Genomic DNA, 15,948 nt, shown 5'->3' with positions numbered 1-15,948 from the left:
CACCACGGAGGGCGGGAGCGCCGCCGGGCGGGAATGATGGCCGGGTGCGGTTCCTTCACGGCGCGGTCCCCGCGCACGACCTGACCTACAACGACGTCTTCATGGCGCCCAACCGGTCCGAGGTGGGCTCCCGGCTCGACGTCGACCTGGCCACCACCGACGGGACCGGCACCACGATCCCGCTCGTGGTGGCGAACATGACGGCCGTCGCCGGACGGCGGATGGCCGAGACCGTGGCCCGGCGGGGCGCGGTGGCGGTGATCCCGCAGGACATCCCGATCGAGGTCGTCGCCGACGTGGTCGGCTGGGTCAAGCAGCGGCACCTGGTACACGACACGGCGATCACGCTCGGCCCGACCGACACCGTCGGCGACGCCATCCACCTGCTGCCGAAACGCTCGCACGGCGCGGTGGTCGTGGTCGACGCGGACGGCCGGCCGATGGGCGTGGTGACCGAGGCGGACACCGTCGGGGTAGACCGCTTCGCCCAGCTCCGGCACGTGATGTCGACCGAGCTGCACACCGTGCCGGCGGACGCGGACCCGCGTACCGGATTCGACCGGCTGTCGGCGGGCCGGCGGCGGCTCGCGCCGGTGGTGGACGACGACGGCCGCCTGGTCGGCGTGCTGACCCGGCAGGGCGCGCTGCGCGCCACGCTGTACAAGCCGGCCACCGACGACCGGGGGCGACTGCGGATCGCGGCCGCCGTGGGCATCAACGGTGACGTCACCGGCAAGGCCGCCGCGCTGCTGGAGGCCGGGGTGGACACGCTCGTCGTGGACACCGCGCACGGGCACCAGGAGCGGATGCTCCAGGCGCTGCGGGCGGTCCGCCGGCTGGACCCGCCGGTGCCGGTGGCGGCCGGGAACGTGGTGACTGCAGACGGCGTACGTGACCTGGTCGACGCGGGCGCGGACATCGTGAAGGTGGGCGTCGGGCCGGGCGCGATGTGCACCACCCGGATGATGACCGGCGTGGGGCGCCCGCAGTTCTCCGCGGTGCTCGACTGTGCGGCGGCGGCCCGCTCGCTGGGGCGGCACGTCTGGGCCGACGGCGGCGTCCGCCACCCGCGCGACGTCGCGCTGGCGCTGGCCGCGGGCGCCTCGAACGTGATGATCGGCTCCTGGTTCGCCGGCACCTACGAGTCCCCCGGCGACCTCTACACCGACGCCGACGGGCGGCGCTACAAGGAGAGCTTCGGCATGGCGTCGTCGCGTGCGGTGAGCGCCCGTACGGCCGAGGACAGCGCGTTCGACAGGGCCCGGAAGGCGATCTTCGAGGAGGGCATCTCCTCGGCCCGGATGTATCTGGACCCGAACCGGCCCGGCGTCGAGGACCTGATCGACGAGATCATCTCGGGGGTGCGCAGCGCGTTCACGTACGCGGGCGCGCGCAGCCTGGAGGAGTTCCACGAGCGGGCGCTCGTCGGCGTGCAGAGCGCCGCCGGGTACACCGAGGGGATGCCGTTGCCGACGAGCTGGTGACGTCCGGCCGGCTCAGTCGAACAACCGCCTGATCACGCTACGGGCGGCGGCCTCCGGGTCGTCGCCCACCCGTGATGGCAGCGCGCCGGAGAGCCAGAGCGTGGCGAAGCCGTGCACGATCGACCAGGCGGCGAGCGCGTCGGCGTCCGGCTCCCGCCCGGTGTGCCGGGCCACCCCCTCGCGCAGCACGTCGCCGGAGCGGGCGCGGGCGGCGACCAGTTCCGGGTCGTCGGCCCGGTACAGCTCGGGCCGGAACATGACGTCGAAGTGCGCCCGGTGCCGCACCGCGAACCCGACGTAGGCCACGCCGGTGTCGAGCAGGTCGTCCCCGGCCTGCCGCAACGCGTCGGCGAGCAGGTCGAAGCCCTGGGTGGCGAACGCGGTGAGCAGCCCGGCCTTGTCGCCGAAGTGGTGCGCCGGCGCGGCGTGCGAGACCCCGGCGCGCCGGGCCAGCTCACGCAGGCTCAGCGCGGCCGGTCCGGACTCGGCGATCGCCTCGGCGGCGGTGCTCAGCAGGACGCGGCGGAGGTCGCCGTGGTGGTACGAGGCCATGCCGTCACTCTAACTTGTCATTGACAAGATGGCACCATCGACGCAATCTTGTCAGCGACAAGATGTTCGTCGGAGGGATCGACAATGGCACCCCTGATCGCACTGTTCGCCGGCACCGCGCTGGCCCGGATCGCCGGCCTGCTCGGCGTGGACGCCCTGGACGGGTGGCACCCCGCGCTGCGGGTGGGGCTGGCGCTGATGTTCGTGCTGACCGGCGTGGCCCACTTCGCGTCCCGCCGCGCCGACCTGATCGCGATGGTTCCGCCGGCGCTGCCCCGGCCGGATCTGCTGGTCACCGTCACCGGCGTACTGGAACTCGCCGGCGCGCTCGCCCTGCTGTTCCCGGCCACCGCGCGCCCGGCGGCCGTCGGGCTGGTGCTGCTGATGCTCGCCATGTTCCCGGCGAACGTGTCGGCCGCACGGCGACGGCTCACGCTCGCCGGGCGCCCGGTGACGCCGCTCGGCGTCCGTACCGTGCTCCAGGTCGTCTTCGTGGCCGCGGCGCTGGCGGTGGCCCTCGGCGGATGACCCGCCGCCGACCCGGCCGCCCGCGCCGAGCCGGCGGGACGAGAACGGCGGAACCCGGCTCAGGCCCGGGCCGGCTCCGCCTCGGCGGGCGGGCTGTCCCCGGTCTCCTCGGCGCGCACCGTCGGCAGGCGCAGGCAGGCGACCAGGCCGATCAGCAGGAATCCGGCGCCCGCGAAGGCGGCGTACCGGGTGGCCTCGGAGAACGCCGCCTTCGCCTCCTCGGCTATGGGCGCGGTACGCGGGTCCGCCTCCAGCCCGCCGATCGCCGCGCCGGCGCTCTCCTTGACCGCGCTCACCACCTGGTCCCGCTGGGCGGGGGTGAACCCGGGCTGGTCGGCCAGGCGGTCGCCGAGGATCCCGCCGAGGCCGGCGAAGAGGACGGTGCCGAGCACCGCGATGCCGAGCGCGGAGCCGACCTGCCGGGCGGTGCTCTGCAGGCCCGAGCCCTGGCCGCTGCGGCGTACCGGCACCTGCGACAGGGAGACGCCGGTGAGCTGGGCGGTGGCCAGGCCGACGCCGACGCCGTACACGAACAGGAAGCCCAGTGGCGCCCACCAGCTCGTGTCCGGCGCGACCACGAGCCCGAGCCCGGCCACGCCGACCAGTTCGGCGGCGACGCCGAGCTGCACCACCCGGGCCGCACCCCAGCGCTGGGTCAGCGGCGCGCCGATGCCGCTGGCCAGGAAGCTGCCGACGGCGAGCGGCAGCAACGCCAGGCCGGTCCGGAAGGCGCTGTAGCCGAGCACGTTCTGGAACCACAGCGGCAGCGCGAACAGCAGCCCGAACTCGCCCAGGCTGACGATCGCGGCGGCCAGGATGCCGTTGCGGAACGAGCCGATGCCGAACAGCGACAGGTCGAGCAGCGCGGGACGGCCCGCCCGGTTGCGGCGTACCTGCTGGGCCAGGAAGATCCCGAGCGCGACGAGGCCGACCAGCGCGGCCACCGGCACCGGCGAGATCGACGCGGTCCAGTCCAGCCCGAAGAGGCTGAACGGCCGCTCCCGCTCCCACCAGCCGTAGGTGCGGCCCTCGATCAGCGCGAAGACGACGCCGGTCATGCCGATCACCGAGAGCAGCGCACCGAGCAGGTCCAGCCCGCGCTCGGCCCGCTCGTCGCGGGACTCGGCCACCAGCACGAGCGTCGCCACGATCACGGCCAGGCTGACCGGGACGTTGATGCCGAAGGCCCACCGCCAGGAGTACGTGGTGGTGAGCCAGCCGCCGAGCAGCGGCCCGAGCGCCGCCGCGCCACCGATCGTGGAGCCCCAGACGGCGAACGCGATGCCCTTCTCCCGGCCGGTGAAGTTGGCGTTCAGCAGGGAGAGCGAGGTGGGCAGCATCATCGCCCCGCCGACACCCTGGAGCACGCGGGCGGCGATCAGCGTCTCGCCGGAGCCGGCGAGCGCGGCGAGCACGCTGGCGACCACGAACACGGTGACACCCACGAGGAACATCCGCCGCCGCCCGGACCGGTCGGCGAAGCGGCCGGCGACCAGCAGCAACGCGGCGAAGACCAGGGTGTACGCCTCCTGCACCCACTGCGCGTCGGTGGAGGTGATGTCGAGGTCCCGGATGATCTGCGGCACCGCGACGTTCACGATCGTGGCGTCCACGATGATCATCGCTACGCCGAGGCTGATGGCCAGCAAGCCGAACCAGCGGCCGCGCCCGTCGCCGCGCATGGCGCCCTCCCTTTAGCTAGATTTTCTAGCTACCTGAGATGCTAGCTTTATCCCGTGGAGGGGGTGCCGTCAACCGGAGAGTCCGCGCGGGTCGCGCCGCCGAGCAGCGAGGCGTCCCGCGCACTGCGCGACGTGCTGCGCCTGGCCGGTGACACCCGGGCCGCGCTGGCCCGCCGCCTGGGCCTCAACGCGACAGACGCCGCCGCGATCGACCACCTGGTCTCCAGCCCGGAGCCGCTGGGCCCGGTCGAGCTGGGCAACCGGCTCGGCATCCGATCCGCCTCGGCGACCACGCTTGTGGACCGGCTCGTGCAGGCCGGTCACGTCGCCCGGACCCCGCACCCGCACGACAGGCGGCGGCTCAGCCTCCAGGTGACCGAGAGCGCCGTCGGCGAGGTGCTGGAGGCGCTGCGTCCGATGCTCGTCGGCGTCGACCGGGCGGTCGCCCGGCTCACCCCCGAGCAGGCCGAGGCCACCACGGCGTTCCTGCGCGAGGTCACCGAGGTGATGCGGGAGTACGTCGCCACCGCCCCGGACGAGCCGCCACGCGCCCGCGCCGACCGCGGCTGAGGAGATTCTCAGAATTAGTTTGGGCCCTGATGGTTCGGGGGCTAACCTGACGCTCGTGAACATGGGCCCGCTCGTCCGCTTCCCCGACGCGTTGCACCACGCGCCACTCGGCCGGCTGATCTCGATCGCCGGTCACGTGGTCGAACAGCACTGGGGGCGGTACCTCGCCGAACACGGGCTCACGTCCGCCGGCATGCGGGTCCTGATGATCCTCCTCCGGGCCGGCGACGTGAGCCACCGGGAGATGGCCGAGCTGTGCTTCGTCCGGCCCGCCACGCTCACCGGCATCGTGGACACCCTCGAACGCGACGGCTTCGTCAGCCGCCGTCGCGACCCGGAGGACCGCCGCACGGTCCGGCTCACGCTGACCGACAAGGGCGGCGAACACGCCCGCGCCATCAGCGACATGATCCACAGCGACCGGCCGCTGACGTCGGTCGACGCCGACCCGGCCAACCGGGCGGTGATCCGCCAGTTCCTGATCGAAATCATCACCGGCATGTCCGACGGGGACCTCCGTCGGTTGAACCGGGACAGCGAGTCCGACACCGAGCCGCCAACGGGGAGCCATCTGTGTTGATCCGCCTGCTCCGCACACATCTGCGCCCGTACCGACGATGGCTGGCCGCCGTGGTGGCGTTCCAGTTCGTCGGCACGATCGCCTCGCTCTACCTGCCCAGCCTCAACGCCGACATCATCGACCGCGGCGTCGCCGTCGGCGACACCGACCAGATCCTGCGTACGGGCGGGTGGATGCTGCTCGTCAGCCTGCTCCAGATCGCCTGCTCGATCGCCGCCGTCTACTTCGGCGCGAAGACCGCGATGGCGTTCGGCCGCGACGTACGCGGCTCGATCTTCCGGCGCGTCAACAGCTTCTCCGCCCGCGAGGTCGCCCGGTTCGGGGCGCCGTCGCTGATCACCCGCAACACCAACGACGTCCAGCAGGTGCAGATGCTGGTGCTGCTGAGCTGCACCATGCTGGTCGCCGCGCCGATCATGAGCGTCGGCGGCGTGGTGATGGCGCTACGCGAGGACGTCGGGCTCTCCTGGCTGATGCTGGTCTGCGTACCGGTGCTCGCCGTCGCGCTGGGCCTGATCATCCGCCGGATGGTGCCGGGCTTCCGGCTCATGCAGACCCGGATCGACACCGTCAACCGGGTGCTGCGCGAGCAGATCACCGGCATCCGGGTGGTCCGGGCGTTCGTCCGTGAGCCGTACGAGACCGACCGGTTCCGGGTCGCCAACACCGACCTGACCACCACCGCACTGCGGATCGGACGGCTCCAGGCGCTGATCTTCCCGATCGTGATGCTGGTACTGAACGTCTCCAGCGTCGCGGTGCTCTGGTTCGGCGCGGCACGGGTCGACTCCGGTCAGATCCAGGTCGGCGCGCTCACCGCGTTCCTGCAGTACCTGATGCAGATCCTGATGGCGGTCATGATGGCCACCTTCATGCTGATGATGGTGCCCCGGGCCGCCGTCTGCGCCGAGCGCATCGAGGAGGTGCTGGACACCGACTCGTCGGTGGTGCCGGCCACCGACCCGGTCACCGAGGTCACCGGCCGGGGCGAGCTGGAACTACGCGGCGCCGGATTCCAGTACCCGGGCGCGAGCGCCCCGGTGCTGCACGACATCTCGTTCCGCGCCGAGCCGGGCCGGACCACAGCGATCATCGGCTCCACCGGCGCCGGCAAGACCACGCTGCTCACACTTATCCCCCGGCTGGTCGACCCGACCGCCGGCGCGGTCCTGGTCGACGGCGTGGACGTACGGGACCTGGCCCCGGACGAGCTGTGGCGGCGGATCGGGCTGGTGCCCCAGCGGCCCTACCTGTTCACCGGCACGGTCGCGAGCAACCTGCGCTACGGCAACCCGGACGCCACCGACGCCGACCTGTGGGCCGCGCTGGAGATCGCCCAGGCGCGCGACTTCGTCGCCGAGATGCCGGGCGGGCTGGACGCGCCGATCGCGCAGGGCGGCACGAACGTCTCCGGCGGCCAGCGGCAACGCCTGGCCATCGCCCGCGCGCTCGTCCGCAAACCGGAGATCTACCTCTTCGACGACTCCTTCTCCGCGCTCGACCTCGGCACGGACGCCCGGCTGCGGGCCGCCCTCAAGCCGGTCACCGCGGACGCGGCGGTGGTGATCGTGGCCCAGCGGGTCTCCACGATCGTCGACGCCGACCAGATCATCGTGCTCGAGGACGGGGGTGTCGTCGGGATGGGACGACATGAGGAACTGCTGGAGAGCTGCCCCACGTACGCCGAGATCGTCGCGTCGCAGCAGACGGCGGAGGTGGCCGCGTGACCTCGTCGGTTCCCCAGCAGAAGAACGAGCCGACGCGGCTGCCACCGGCCGGGCGGCGGCCCGGCGGCGGTCCGCCGCACATGAGCATGGGCATGCCGGCCGAGAAGGCGATGAACTTCGGGCCCTCGGCACGGCGGCTGCTGGCGCGGCTGCGGCCGTACCGGCTCCAGCTCACCGGCGTGCTCGCGCTGGCCCTGGCCAGCGTCGGGCTCAGCGTCATCGGGCCGAAGGTGCTCGGCCACGCCACCGACATCATCTTCAGCGGGGTGATCGGACGGCAGCTCCCGCCCGGCACCACCACCGAGGCGGCTGCGGAGGCGGCCCGCGCCGAGGGCAACGGCAACTTCGCCGACATGCTGGCCCGGATGGACGTGATCCCCGGCACCGGCATCGACTTCGACGCGCTGGGCCGGGTGCTGGCGTTCGCCGTGGTGCTCTACGTCGGCGCGAGCATGCTCCAGTGGGCGCAGGGCTGGGTCCTCAACGGCGTGGTGCAGCGCACGGTGCTGACGCTGCGCGCCGACGTGGAGGACAAGCTCAACCGGCTGCCGCTGCCCTACTTCGACAAGCAGCCCCGCGGTGAGCTGCTCAGCCGGGTCACGAACGACATCGACAACGTGTCGCAGACGCTCCAGCAGACGCTGAGCCAGTTGCTCACGTCGCTGCTCACCGTCGTCGGCGTACTCGCGATGATGTTCTGGATCTCGCCGTTGCTGGCTGTCGTCGCGCTCGTCGCGGTGCCGCTGTCGGTGGTGGTCACCGGTCAGATCGCCAAGCGGTCGCAGGGCAAGTTCATCGCCCAGTGGAAGCACACCGGCGAGCTGAACGGGCAGATCGAGGAGGCGTACACCGGGCACGAGCTGGTGAAGGTCTTCGGCCGGCAGAAGGAGGTCGAGGCCGCCTTCCACGCCAAGAACGAGGAGCTGTTCCGGGCCGGCTTCGGCGCGCAGTTCGTCTCCGGGCTGATCATGCCGGCGATGTTCTTCATCGGGAACCTCAGCTACGTCGCGATCGCCGTGGTCGGCGGCCTGCGGGTGGCGTCGGGTTCGATGAGCCTCGGTGACGTGCAGGCGTTCATCCAGTACTCGCGGCAGTTCACCCAGCCGCTCACCCAGGTCGCGTCGATGGCCAACCTGCTGCAGTCCGGGGTGGCCTCGGCCGAGCGGGTCTTCGCGGTGCTCGACGCCGACGAGCAGAGCCCCGACCCGGCCGAACCGGCCCGGATCGCCGACCCGCACGGGCGGGTCGAGTTCGAGCACGTCTCCTTCCGGTACGACCCGGAGAAGCCGCTCATCGACGACCTGTCGCTGGTCGCCGAGCCGGGTCACACGGTCGCCATCGTCGGTCCCACCGGCGCCGGCAAGACCACGCTGGTCAACCTGGTCATGCGGTTCTACGAGCTGGACGCCGGGCGGATCACCCTGGACGGGGTGGACATCGCCACGATGCGCCGCGACGACCTGCGCGGCCGGATCGGCATGGTGCTCCAGGACACCTGGCTGTTCGGCGGGACCATCCGGGACAACATCGCCTACGGCCGGCCGGACGCCACCGAGGAGGAGATCCTCGCCGCCGCCCGGGCGACGTTCGTGGACCGGTTCGTCCGCAGCCTGCCGGACGGTTACGACACGGTGATCGACGAGGAGGGCAGCAACGTCAGCGCCGGGGAGAAGCAGCTCATCACCATCGCGCGGGCGTTCCTGGCCGAGCCGTCGCTGCTGATCCTGGACGAGGCGACCAGCTCGGTGGACACCCGGACCGAGGTGCTGCTCCAGCGCGCCATGGCGGCGCTGCGCTCGGACCGGACGAGCTTCGTCATCGCGCACCGCCTCTCCACGATCCGCGACGCCGACCTGATCCTGATGATGGAGCAGGGCCGGATCGTCGAGCAGGGCACCCACGACCAGCTCGTCGCCGCCGGTGGCGCGTACGCCCGGCTCTACCGGGCGCAGTTCAGCGGCGCGGTGATCGAAGACGAGGTGCCGGCGCCCGCCCCGGCCGGCCCGCCGGGAATGCGTGCCGGCGCCGGCACGCCGGTCGGGAACTGACGTGGACCCGGCCACAGGTCCGACACCGGTCCCCGTCCGGGTGCCTCACCGGCACCCGGACGGGCCGGGGTCAGGCCGGGAGCAGCGCCGCCGACCGGCTCGCGACCACCGCGCCGACCAGGCTCAGCGCATCGGCGGCGGGCATCGGGTCGAGCACCCGGCCGTCGCGCAGGCGCAGCGAGACCGAACCGTCGGCCGCCTCCCGGGGGCCGAGAACCCCGGTGTACGGGACGCGGCGGCGGGACGCGTCCCGGATCCGGGCACCGAGCGAACCGGTGTGGTCCACCTCGACCCGCAGCCCGGCCGCCTCGGCCCGGCGGGCCAGCCCGACGGCCGCGTCGGCCTGCGCCGCGTCGACCGGGAGCAGCAGCAACTGCACCGGGGCGTACCAGGCGGGGAACGCGCCCTCGTGCACCTCGATCAGGTACGCGAACAGCCGCTCCATGCTGCCGACCAGGCTGCGGTGCACCATCACCGGCCGTTTCCGGCGGCCGTCCGAGTCGGTGTACGACAGGTCGAACCGCTCCGGCTTGTCGAAGTCGAGCTGGACGGTGGAGATGGTCGACTCCCGGCCGGCCGCGTCCACGATCTCAATGTCGATCTTCGGGCCGTAGAACGCGGCCTCGCCCGGCGCCTCGACGACGTCCACCCCGTCGAGCGCGGCGCGGAGCAGTTCCTCGGCCCGCGCCCAGCCGGCGTCGTCGCCCACGTACCGCTGGCCCGGCCCGCGCAGCGACAGCCGCATCCCGGCGGGACGGACGCCGAGCGCCGCGTGCGCCTCGCCGATCAGCCGCAGGATCTCGCGGACCTCGTCACCGACCTGCTCCAGGGCGCAGAAGTTGTGCGCGTCGTTGAGCGAGATGGCGCGCACCCGGGACAGCCCGCCGAGCACACCGGAGCGCTCCGCCCGGTACATGCCGCCCAGCTCGGCGATCCGCAGCGGCAGCTCCCGGTAGGAGCGGCCGCGGGCGCGGAACACGAGCGCGTGGTGTGGGCAGAGCGCCGGACGCAGCACGAACTCGTCGTCGGCGCTCAGCCGCATCGGCGGGAACATGTCGTCGGCGAAGTAGCCCAGGTGCCCGGACAGCTCGAACAGCTCCCGCTTACCGAGCGGCGGCGAGTAGACGTGCCGGTAGCCGGCCCGGCGCTCCAACTCCCGGACGTACTCCTCGACGGCGTGCCGGGCGGCGGCGCCGGCCGGCAGCCAGATCGGCAGCCCGGCGCCCGCGAGCGGGTCGGAGACGAACAGCTCCAGGTCCCGGCCGAGCCTGCGGTGGTCGATCATGTCGCTCTCCTTGATCGGGTACGACCCGGAGGCGAGCAGGCCCGGTACGCCGCGAGGCCCCGGAGCGGATCGCCCCGGGGCCTCGTCGACGGAAACGTCAGTGCGGCGCGCCGGGAACACCCGGCGTCGTGGTCACTACCGCACTGCGCATGCCCGGACGATAGGCACGCGGACATCGACGGCGCACCTGAGTTTCGGAGAGTGGGTGCGGGTCGCCGGCACGGGACCTGCCGGCGACCCGCGGCGGCCCGGTCGTCAGGAACGGGGGACCCGACGGCTCCGGTGCCGCGTCCGACCAACGGTACGCCGGGAATCGACGATGCGCCGCCCCGCCCCGTGGTGTACGCGCCGGTGGCCCGTCACTCGCGGGCGGGCCGCCTCGTTTCACACCTACGGCCTGCCGGTGTCGCCTGTCACCGTGCGGCGGGGCCGGTGGCGGTGGCGCCGGACACGGCGTCAGGCTCGATCCGGTCGAACGGAGAACTCCGGCGAGGTGGCGGTCGTGGCCGAGCTCATCTCTGACGTCGCGTCACCCATGTGGGCGTACGCGCTGTTGCTGATCCTGCTGATCGCCGACGCCTTCGTCCCGGTGGTGCCGACCCAGCTCGTCATGATCACCAGTGGGGCGCTGACCGTGTACGGCGGGCTCAGCCTGCCGCTCACCATCGCGGTCGGCGCTGCCGGTGTGTTCATCGGTGACCTGGCCTGCTACCTGATCGGCCGCAGCACGCCGACCCGCCGCGCGGCACGCGCCACGCCACCCGGACGGGCACGCCGGGCGGTCACTCGCGTCACCCGTGGGCTGCGCGAACCGGGGCCGATGGTGATCCTGCTCTGCCGTTTCGTACCAGGTGGCCGGATGGCTGCCTGCTTCTCGGCCGGGCGCAGCCGCTACCCGTACCGGCTGTTCCTGCCCTACGAGGCGGCGGCGGCGCTCGCGTGGTCCAGCTACGGCGCGCTCGTCGGCCATCTGGGCGGTACGGCGCTGACCCACTCGGCGTGGCGGCTGCTGCTGATCGGCGGGGTGGCCGCTGCGGGGTTCGCGCTGGCCGGGTGGGCGATGACCTGGATCAGCAGCGCCCGGCAGACCCGCGCCGAGGCCACCGCCGACTCCGCCGGCACCTGACGCGCAGTTCGGAGCGTCGACCTCAGAGGTTCGGATGATCTTCGCGTTCGACCCCTCCCGTGAAGCCATCTTCCTGGTGGCCGGGGACAAGGCGGGGCAGTGGCAGAGTTGGTACCGGCTCGCCATTCCGTTGGCGGACGAGCGGTTCCAGGAGCACCTGATCAACTTGAAGGAAGAACAGCCATGAGTGGTGGGGCGAACTGGCGCGACGTCAAGGCGAAGGCCCGAAGTATCGATCCCTCGTGGGACGACAGCGAGCGTGTGGCCAGGCGGGGACAAATCCGAGAGCAGATGCTGGCTTCGGTCAGCGGCGCGCAGCTGGCGGAGATCCGCAAGCAGCTGGGCATGACCCAGGCCCAGCTGGCGGAAGCGGCCGGTTTGTCTCAGGCACGGATCAGCCAGATCGAGAACGGCGAGAGTGTCAACCTGGACATCCTGCGCGCCTACGTGACCGGCCTGGGCGGCCACCTCGATGTGGTCGCCCGAATCGGGAACATCCGCCTGGACGTGGCCTGACGCGTTCTCGGGGGTCCGGTAGGGGACGACCCGGGTAGCGAAGTGGGTGGTGGTCCCGGATCCGTCTGGGGCGGTTGCGGCGACAGGCTGGCCGTATGCCTGGAACGCGGAGCAGCGGCCTGTTGGCCCTCGGCGGGATCGTCCTGGCGGCGGTGCTCGCAATGGTCGGTCATCTCGAGGTGAGCGACGACCTGGATCCCTGGTCGCTGACCGTCAGCGACTTCGCCGTCTCCGATCGGGGCGGCGTCATCGACACCGCGATGGCGGTGCTCGCGGCGGCCAGTCTGGTGCTGCTGCCGTCGCTGCGCCGGGCCGGTGCGGGCCGGGTGCCGCTCGCGCTGCTGACCGCCTGGTCGGCCGGGCTGCTGGCCGCCGCCGTGGTGCCCACGAACGAGCCGGGTACGCAGATGGACACCGCCGCGTACGTGCACCGGTACGCCTCGGTGCTGTCGTTCCTGGCCCTGCCGGTGGCCGGCTGGCTGCTGGCCCGTCACCCGGTCGCCGGAGCCGCCGCCTGGCTACGCGGGCTGACAGTGGCCAGCCTGGTGCTGGCGGGCGCGATGATCTGGTCCGCCTACCCCGGCGACCGCGCCCTGCTGGGCCTGATCGAGCGCGCGCTCATCCTGACCGAGACAGCCCTGCTGACAACCCTGGCCCTGCACGTCACCCTGACCAAAGTCGTCGATCATGCAGTTGTGGCCCCGCACAGACCGGGCATACCGGTCGGATCGGGGGCCGCAACTCCATGATCGACGAGCAAAGGGGGGCTACTCCAGCTCGTGGAGCATGAGCTGGCGGGCGGCCTCGGTGATCGAGCCGGACAGGCTCGGGTAGATGGTGATGGTGTGCGCGAGCTCGTTGACGGTGAGGTTGTTCTCCACCGCCATCGTGATCGGCAGGATCAATTCGCTCGCCTTCGGCGCCACCACCACGCCGCCGATCACCTGGCCGCTCGCCGGACGGCAGAACAGCTTGACGAAGCCGTCGGCCAGGTCGTCCATCTTCGCGCGGGCGTTGCCGGACAGCGGCAGCATCACCTGGCGGGCCGGGGTCTTGCCGGCGTCCACCTCGTCCTGGGAGACGCCGACGGTGGCCAGCTCCGGGTCGGTGAAGACGTTCGCCGCGACGGTACGCAGCCGCAGCGGCCGCACCGCCTCGCCCAGCGCGTGCCACATGGCGATCCGGCCCTGCATGGCCGCGACGCTCGCGAGCGGCAGCACGCCGGTGCAGTCACCCGCCGCGTAGATGCCCGGCACGTTGGTACGGGAGACCCGGTCCACCGTCACGTAACCGCCCCGGGCCAGCTCCACGCCGTACTCGGCCAGGCCCAGGTCGGCGGTGTTCGGGATCGAGCCGACGGCGATCAGCGCGTGCGAGCCGGTGACCTGCCGGCCGTCGGAGAGCACCACCTCGACGCCGTCCCCGACCCGGCGGACCGCCTCGGCGCGGGAGTTGTTCAGGATGCTCATGCCCCGGTTGCGGAACACCCGCTCGATCGCCATCGCGGCGTCGGCGTCCTCGTGCGGCATGACCCGGTCTCGGCTGGACACGAGCGTGACCTTGACGCCCATGGCGAGGTACGCGCTGGCGAACTCGGCGCCGGTCACCCCGGAGCCGACCACGATCAGGTGCTCGGGCAGGTCGGGCAGGTCGTACACCTGGCGCCAGGTCAGGATGCGCTCGCCGTCCGGTACGGCGGTGGGCAACTGGCGGGGGGTCGCGCCGGTCGCGACGAGCACCGTCGACGCGGCGATGGAGTATTCGGCGCCGCCGCCGGCCGGGGTGACGATCACCCGGTGGGTGTGGCCGAGCGTGTCCTCGCCGAGCCGGGCCGTGCCGGCGACGAACTCGACGCCGGCCTTGACGAGCTTGGTGTGGATGTCGGCGGACTGGGCCAGCGCGAGCCGCTTGACCCGCTCGTGCACCGCCCGCGCGTCGACGGTGACCGCCTCCAGGCCGTCGGAGTGCACCCCGAACTCCTCGGTGTCCCGGTAGCCGGTGACCACCTCGGAGCTGGCGATGAACGTCTTGGAGGGCACGCAGTCGGAGAGCACGCAGGCGCCGCCGGCGCCCTCCGCCTCGACCACCGTGACATCGGCGTCCAACTGCGCGGCGACCAGAGCCGCCTCGTACCCGGCCGGCCCGCCGCCGATGATCACGATCTGGCTCACGGAGCCGTCCCTTCGTTCGCGACTGCGGGGCTCCGCTCCGCTGCACTCCTCGCGCTCACGGAGCCGTCCCTTCGTCTGTGCTCACAGTGACTTTCTTCTCCCCGTCCCGTCCGACACGCACTGTCGTATTCTCCCTCACCCACCAGCCGGGCTATCGTCGTCGCCGTGGGTCTCTACGCTGCTTACGGCTCGAACCTGGATCCCGCCCGCATGCGCGCCTACTGCCCGCATTCGCCGATGGTGGGCACCGGCTGGCTCGAGGGCTGGCGGCTCACCTTCGCCGGCGAGGACGTCATCGGCTGGGAGGGCTCGGTCAGCACCGTTGTCGAGTCCCCGGGCGACCGGGTGTTCGTGGCCCTCTACGACATCCACCCGTACGACGCCGCGCAACTCGACGAGATCGAGGGCGTGACCGCCGGGACGTACCGCAAGCTGACCGTCCGCGTCTCGACGCTCGACGGCGACGTGACGGCGTGGGTCTACGTGTTCGACGGGTACGAGGGCGGGCTGCCCACCGCGTGGTACCTCTCGGAGCTCGCGAACGCCGCGGAGAAGGCGGGCGCGCCGGACGACTACGTCACCGAGCTGCGGTCCCGCCCCACCGGCACCGCGTCGGCGTAGCGCGTCTCCCACACCCACAGTGTGCGCCGGGCGGCCGTACCCGCGCTCGGCGACCCCGGCACGAGGGGTGCCGGGTCACACCCGCGAGGCGGGCACGCTGCGCTCGTACATGTCGGCCCAGTGCTCCTCCACCAGCCCGACGGAGCGGTAGAGCGTGACCGGCGCGGTCGGGTTGGCCAGGTCGACGCCGAGCCCGGCGCCGGTGCGGCCCTTCGCCGCGTAGACCGCGAACGCCCGGCGCAGCAGCGCCGCGCCCACCCCGCGACGCCGGTACGCGGGCAGCACCGACAGCGTCCGCACCCACCCCCGGTCCTGGTCGAGTGCCTGGTCGGAGGACTGGAGCGCACCGGCCGGTTCGCCGTCGACCTCGGCCAGGAACCACTCGTCCCAGACCTTGCCGTACGACGGCAGCAGGTCCCGCCACTGCGCGAAGTCGAGCGGGTCGTGGTCGGGGGTGTCCCGGAACGCGGTGTCGTAGATCCGGTGGAACAGCCGCAGGTCGTCCTCGTCGTCGGCGCGCAGCGGCCGGACGGTCACCCCGGGCGGGGGCGCCGGCTCGGCGGGCAGGTCGGCGAGCGAGCGGCTCATCCGGATGTAGCGCTTGATCCGGGTGAACCCGGCCTCGGTCAGCTCACCGGCCCAGCGGGTCTCCGGCGCGTACACGCCGGCGCGCGCGGTCAGCGCGGGCAGGCCGCGCTCGGCGGCCCGTTCGGCGACGCGTTCCAGCAGCCGGGCCAGCAGCGGCGCGCGCAGGTCGGCGCCGCGGTCGGGGTCGACGAGCACGTCCACCCACTCCCGGCCGACGCCGCTCGGGTTGGCCAGGATCGACCAGGCCACCGCCGTGCCGTCCGGATCGGTGACCAGCCACGAGTCCCGGGCCGGGTCGACGAACGGCGCGGTCAGCGCGGACCGTACGTCCTCGTCGTCGAAGTCGGGGTGGCCCACGGCGAACGTGTCGGCGGCGTGCACCACCGCCAGGATCGCGGGTATGTCGTCGAGGGTCGGGCGGCGGGCCGACCAGCCTGCGGGGAGCGTCACGGGCCAGATCGTGGCAGCCG

The 15,948-nt window shown here is 72.6% G+C and carries 15 protein-coding genes and 1 pseudogene; 11 read left to right on the top strand and 5 right to left on the bottom strand.

What is annotated here, in order from left to right; translation table 11 throughout:
- The first annotated feature begins 44 nt into the window (after positions 1 to 44).
- Positions 45 to 1,484, top strand: a complete 1,440-nt coding sequence (locus O7611_RS02305) for a GuaB1 family IMP dehydrogenase-related protein (RefSeq protein ID WP_194798606.1) — start codon at positions 45 to 47, stop codon at positions 1,482 to 1,484.
- Positions 1,485 to 1,496: 12 nt separating this feature from the next.
- Here the strand turns inward: O7611_RS02305 and O7611_RS02300 are convergent, their stop codons facing one another.
- On the bottom strand, positions 1,497 to 2,036 hold the full coding sequence (locus tag O7611_RS02300; protein ID WP_269696120.1) for a TetR/AcrR family transcriptional regulator: 540 nt from the start codon (positions 2,034 to 2,036) through the stop codon (positions 1,497 to 1,499).
- A gap of 84 nt (positions 2,037 to 2,120) precedes the next feature.
- Between O7611_RS02300 and O7611_RS02295 the strand changes: the two genes are divergently transcribed.
- Entirely contained in the window at positions 2,121 to 2,564 is a 444-nt protein-coding gene (locus O7611_RS02295; RefSeq protein ID WP_269696119.1) for a DoxX family protein, read from the top strand.
- Positions 2,565 to 2,623: 59 nt separating this feature from the next.
- Here the strand turns inward: O7611_RS02295 and O7611_RS02290 are convergent, their stop codons facing one another.
- Positions 2,624 to 4,246, bottom strand: coding sequence for a DHA2 family efflux MFS transporter permease subunit (locus O7611_RS02290; RefSeq protein ID WP_269696118.1), 1,623 nt, complete (start codon positions 4,244 to 4,246; stop codon positions 2,624 to 2,626).
- Positions 4,247 to 4,300: 54 nt separating this feature from the next.
- On the opposite strand from O7611_RS02290, the gene O7611_RS02285 reads away from it, so the two are divergent.
- The 4 genes from O7611_RS02285 (at position 4,301) to O7611_RS02270 (ending at position 9,171) form a co-directional block, all read left to right on the top strand.
- Positions 4,301 to 4,816, top strand: a complete 516-nt coding sequence (locus O7611_RS02285) for a MarR family winged helix-turn-helix transcriptional regulator (protein ID WP_269696117.1) — start codon at positions 4,301 to 4,303, stop codon at positions 4,814 to 4,816.
- A gap of 61 nt (positions 4,817 to 4,877) precedes the next feature.
- Positions 4,878 to 5,396, top strand: coding sequence for a MarR family winged helix-turn-helix transcriptional regulator (locus O7611_RS02280; RefSeq protein ID WP_135243310.1), 519 nt, complete (start codon positions 4,878 to 4,880; stop codon positions 5,394 to 5,396).
- Complete coding sequence (locus O7611_RS02275) at positions 5,390 to 7,123, top strand: ABC transporter ATP-binding protein (RefSeq protein ID WP_194798611.1); 1,734 nt, start codon at positions 5,390 to 5,392, stop codon at positions 7,121 to 7,123. The genes O7611_RS02280 and O7611_RS02275 overlap by 7 nt, the downstream gene beginning before the upstream one ends.
- 92 nt (positions 7,124 to 7,215) lie before the next feature.
- On the top strand, positions 7,216 to 9,171 hold the full coding sequence (locus O7611_RS02270; RefSeq protein ID WP_370584830.1) for an ABC transporter ATP-binding protein: 1,956 nt from the start codon (positions 7,216 to 7,218) through the stop codon (positions 9,169 to 9,171).
- A 70-nt stretch (positions 9,172 to 9,241) separates the two neighbouring features.
- On the opposite strand, the gene thrS is transcribed toward O7611_RS02270, so the two are convergent.
- Positions 9,242 to 10,456 (bottom strand): threonine--tRNA ligase, encoded by a 1,215-nt coding sequence (gene thrS, locus O7611_RS02265; RefSeq protein ID WP_269696116.1) that lies wholly within the window; start codon positions 10,454 to 10,456, stop codon positions 9,242 to 9,244.
- A 502-nt stretch (positions 10,457 to 10,958) separates the two neighbouring features.
- Here thrS and O7611_RS02260 point away from each other — a divergent pair.
- From O7611_RS02260 to O7611_RS02245, 4 genes and pseudogenes are all read left to right on the top strand, one after another.
- Positions 10,959 to 11,582 (top strand): DedA family protein, encoded by a 624-nt coding sequence (locus O7611_RS02260; RefSeq protein WP_269696115.1) that lies wholly within the window; start codon positions 10,959 to 10,961, stop codon positions 11,580 to 11,582.
- 28 nt (positions 11,583 to 11,610) lie between these two features.
- Positions 11,611 to 11,769: pseudogene (locus tag O7611_RS02255) on the top strand (type II toxin-antitoxin system RelE/ParE family toxin); the annotation flags it as partial.
- Positions 11,766 to 12,098, top strand: coding sequence for a helix-turn-helix domain-containing protein (locus O7611_RS02250; protein WP_121684334.1), 333 nt, complete (start codon positions 11,766 to 11,768; stop codon positions 12,096 to 12,098). The pseudogene O7611_RS02255 and the gene O7611_RS02250, both read left to right, overlap by 4 nt.
- Positions 12,099 to 12,193: 95 nt before the next feature.
- Entirely contained in the window at positions 12,194 to 12,847 is a 654-nt protein-coding gene (locus tag O7611_RS02245; RefSeq protein WP_269696114.1) for a DUF998 domain-containing protein, read from the top strand.
- Positions 12,848 to 12,865: 18 nt separating this feature from the next.
- Here the strand turns inward: O7611_RS02245 and O7611_RS02240 are convergent, their stop codons facing one another.
- Positions 12,866 to 14,269, bottom strand: coding sequence for an NAD(P)H-quinone dehydrogenase (locus O7611_RS02240; protein WP_194798617.1), 1,404 nt, complete (start codon positions 14,267 to 14,269; stop codon positions 12,866 to 12,868).
- A gap of 165 nt (positions 14,270 to 14,434) precedes the next feature.
- On the opposite strand from O7611_RS02240, the gene O7611_RS02235 reads away from it, so the two are divergent.
- On the top strand, positions 14,435 to 14,890 hold the full coding sequence (locus tag O7611_RS02235) for a gamma-glutamylcyclotransferase (protein WP_194798618.1): 456 nt from the start codon (positions 14,435 to 14,437) through the stop codon (positions 14,888 to 14,890).
- A gap of 75 nt (positions 14,891 to 14,965) precedes the next feature.
- On the opposite strand, the gene O7611_RS02230 is transcribed toward O7611_RS02235, so the two are convergent.
- A complete protein-coding gene (locus O7611_RS02230; protein ID WP_194798619.1) occupies positions 14,966 to 15,928 on the bottom strand; it encodes a GNAT family N-acetyltransferase in 963 nt (320 codons plus the stop codon).
- Between the last annotated feature and the right edge of the window lie 20 nt (positions 15,929 to 15,948).

It is taken from the genome of Micromonospora sp. WMMC273 (assembly GCF_027460285.1).
GTDB lineage: Bacteria > Actinomycetota > Actinomycetes > Mycobacteriales > Micromonosporaceae > Micromonospora > Micromonospora aurantiaca.
Note: the sequence above shows the minus strand (reverse complement) of the source record. Positions and strands in the feature narration are given on the sequence as shown.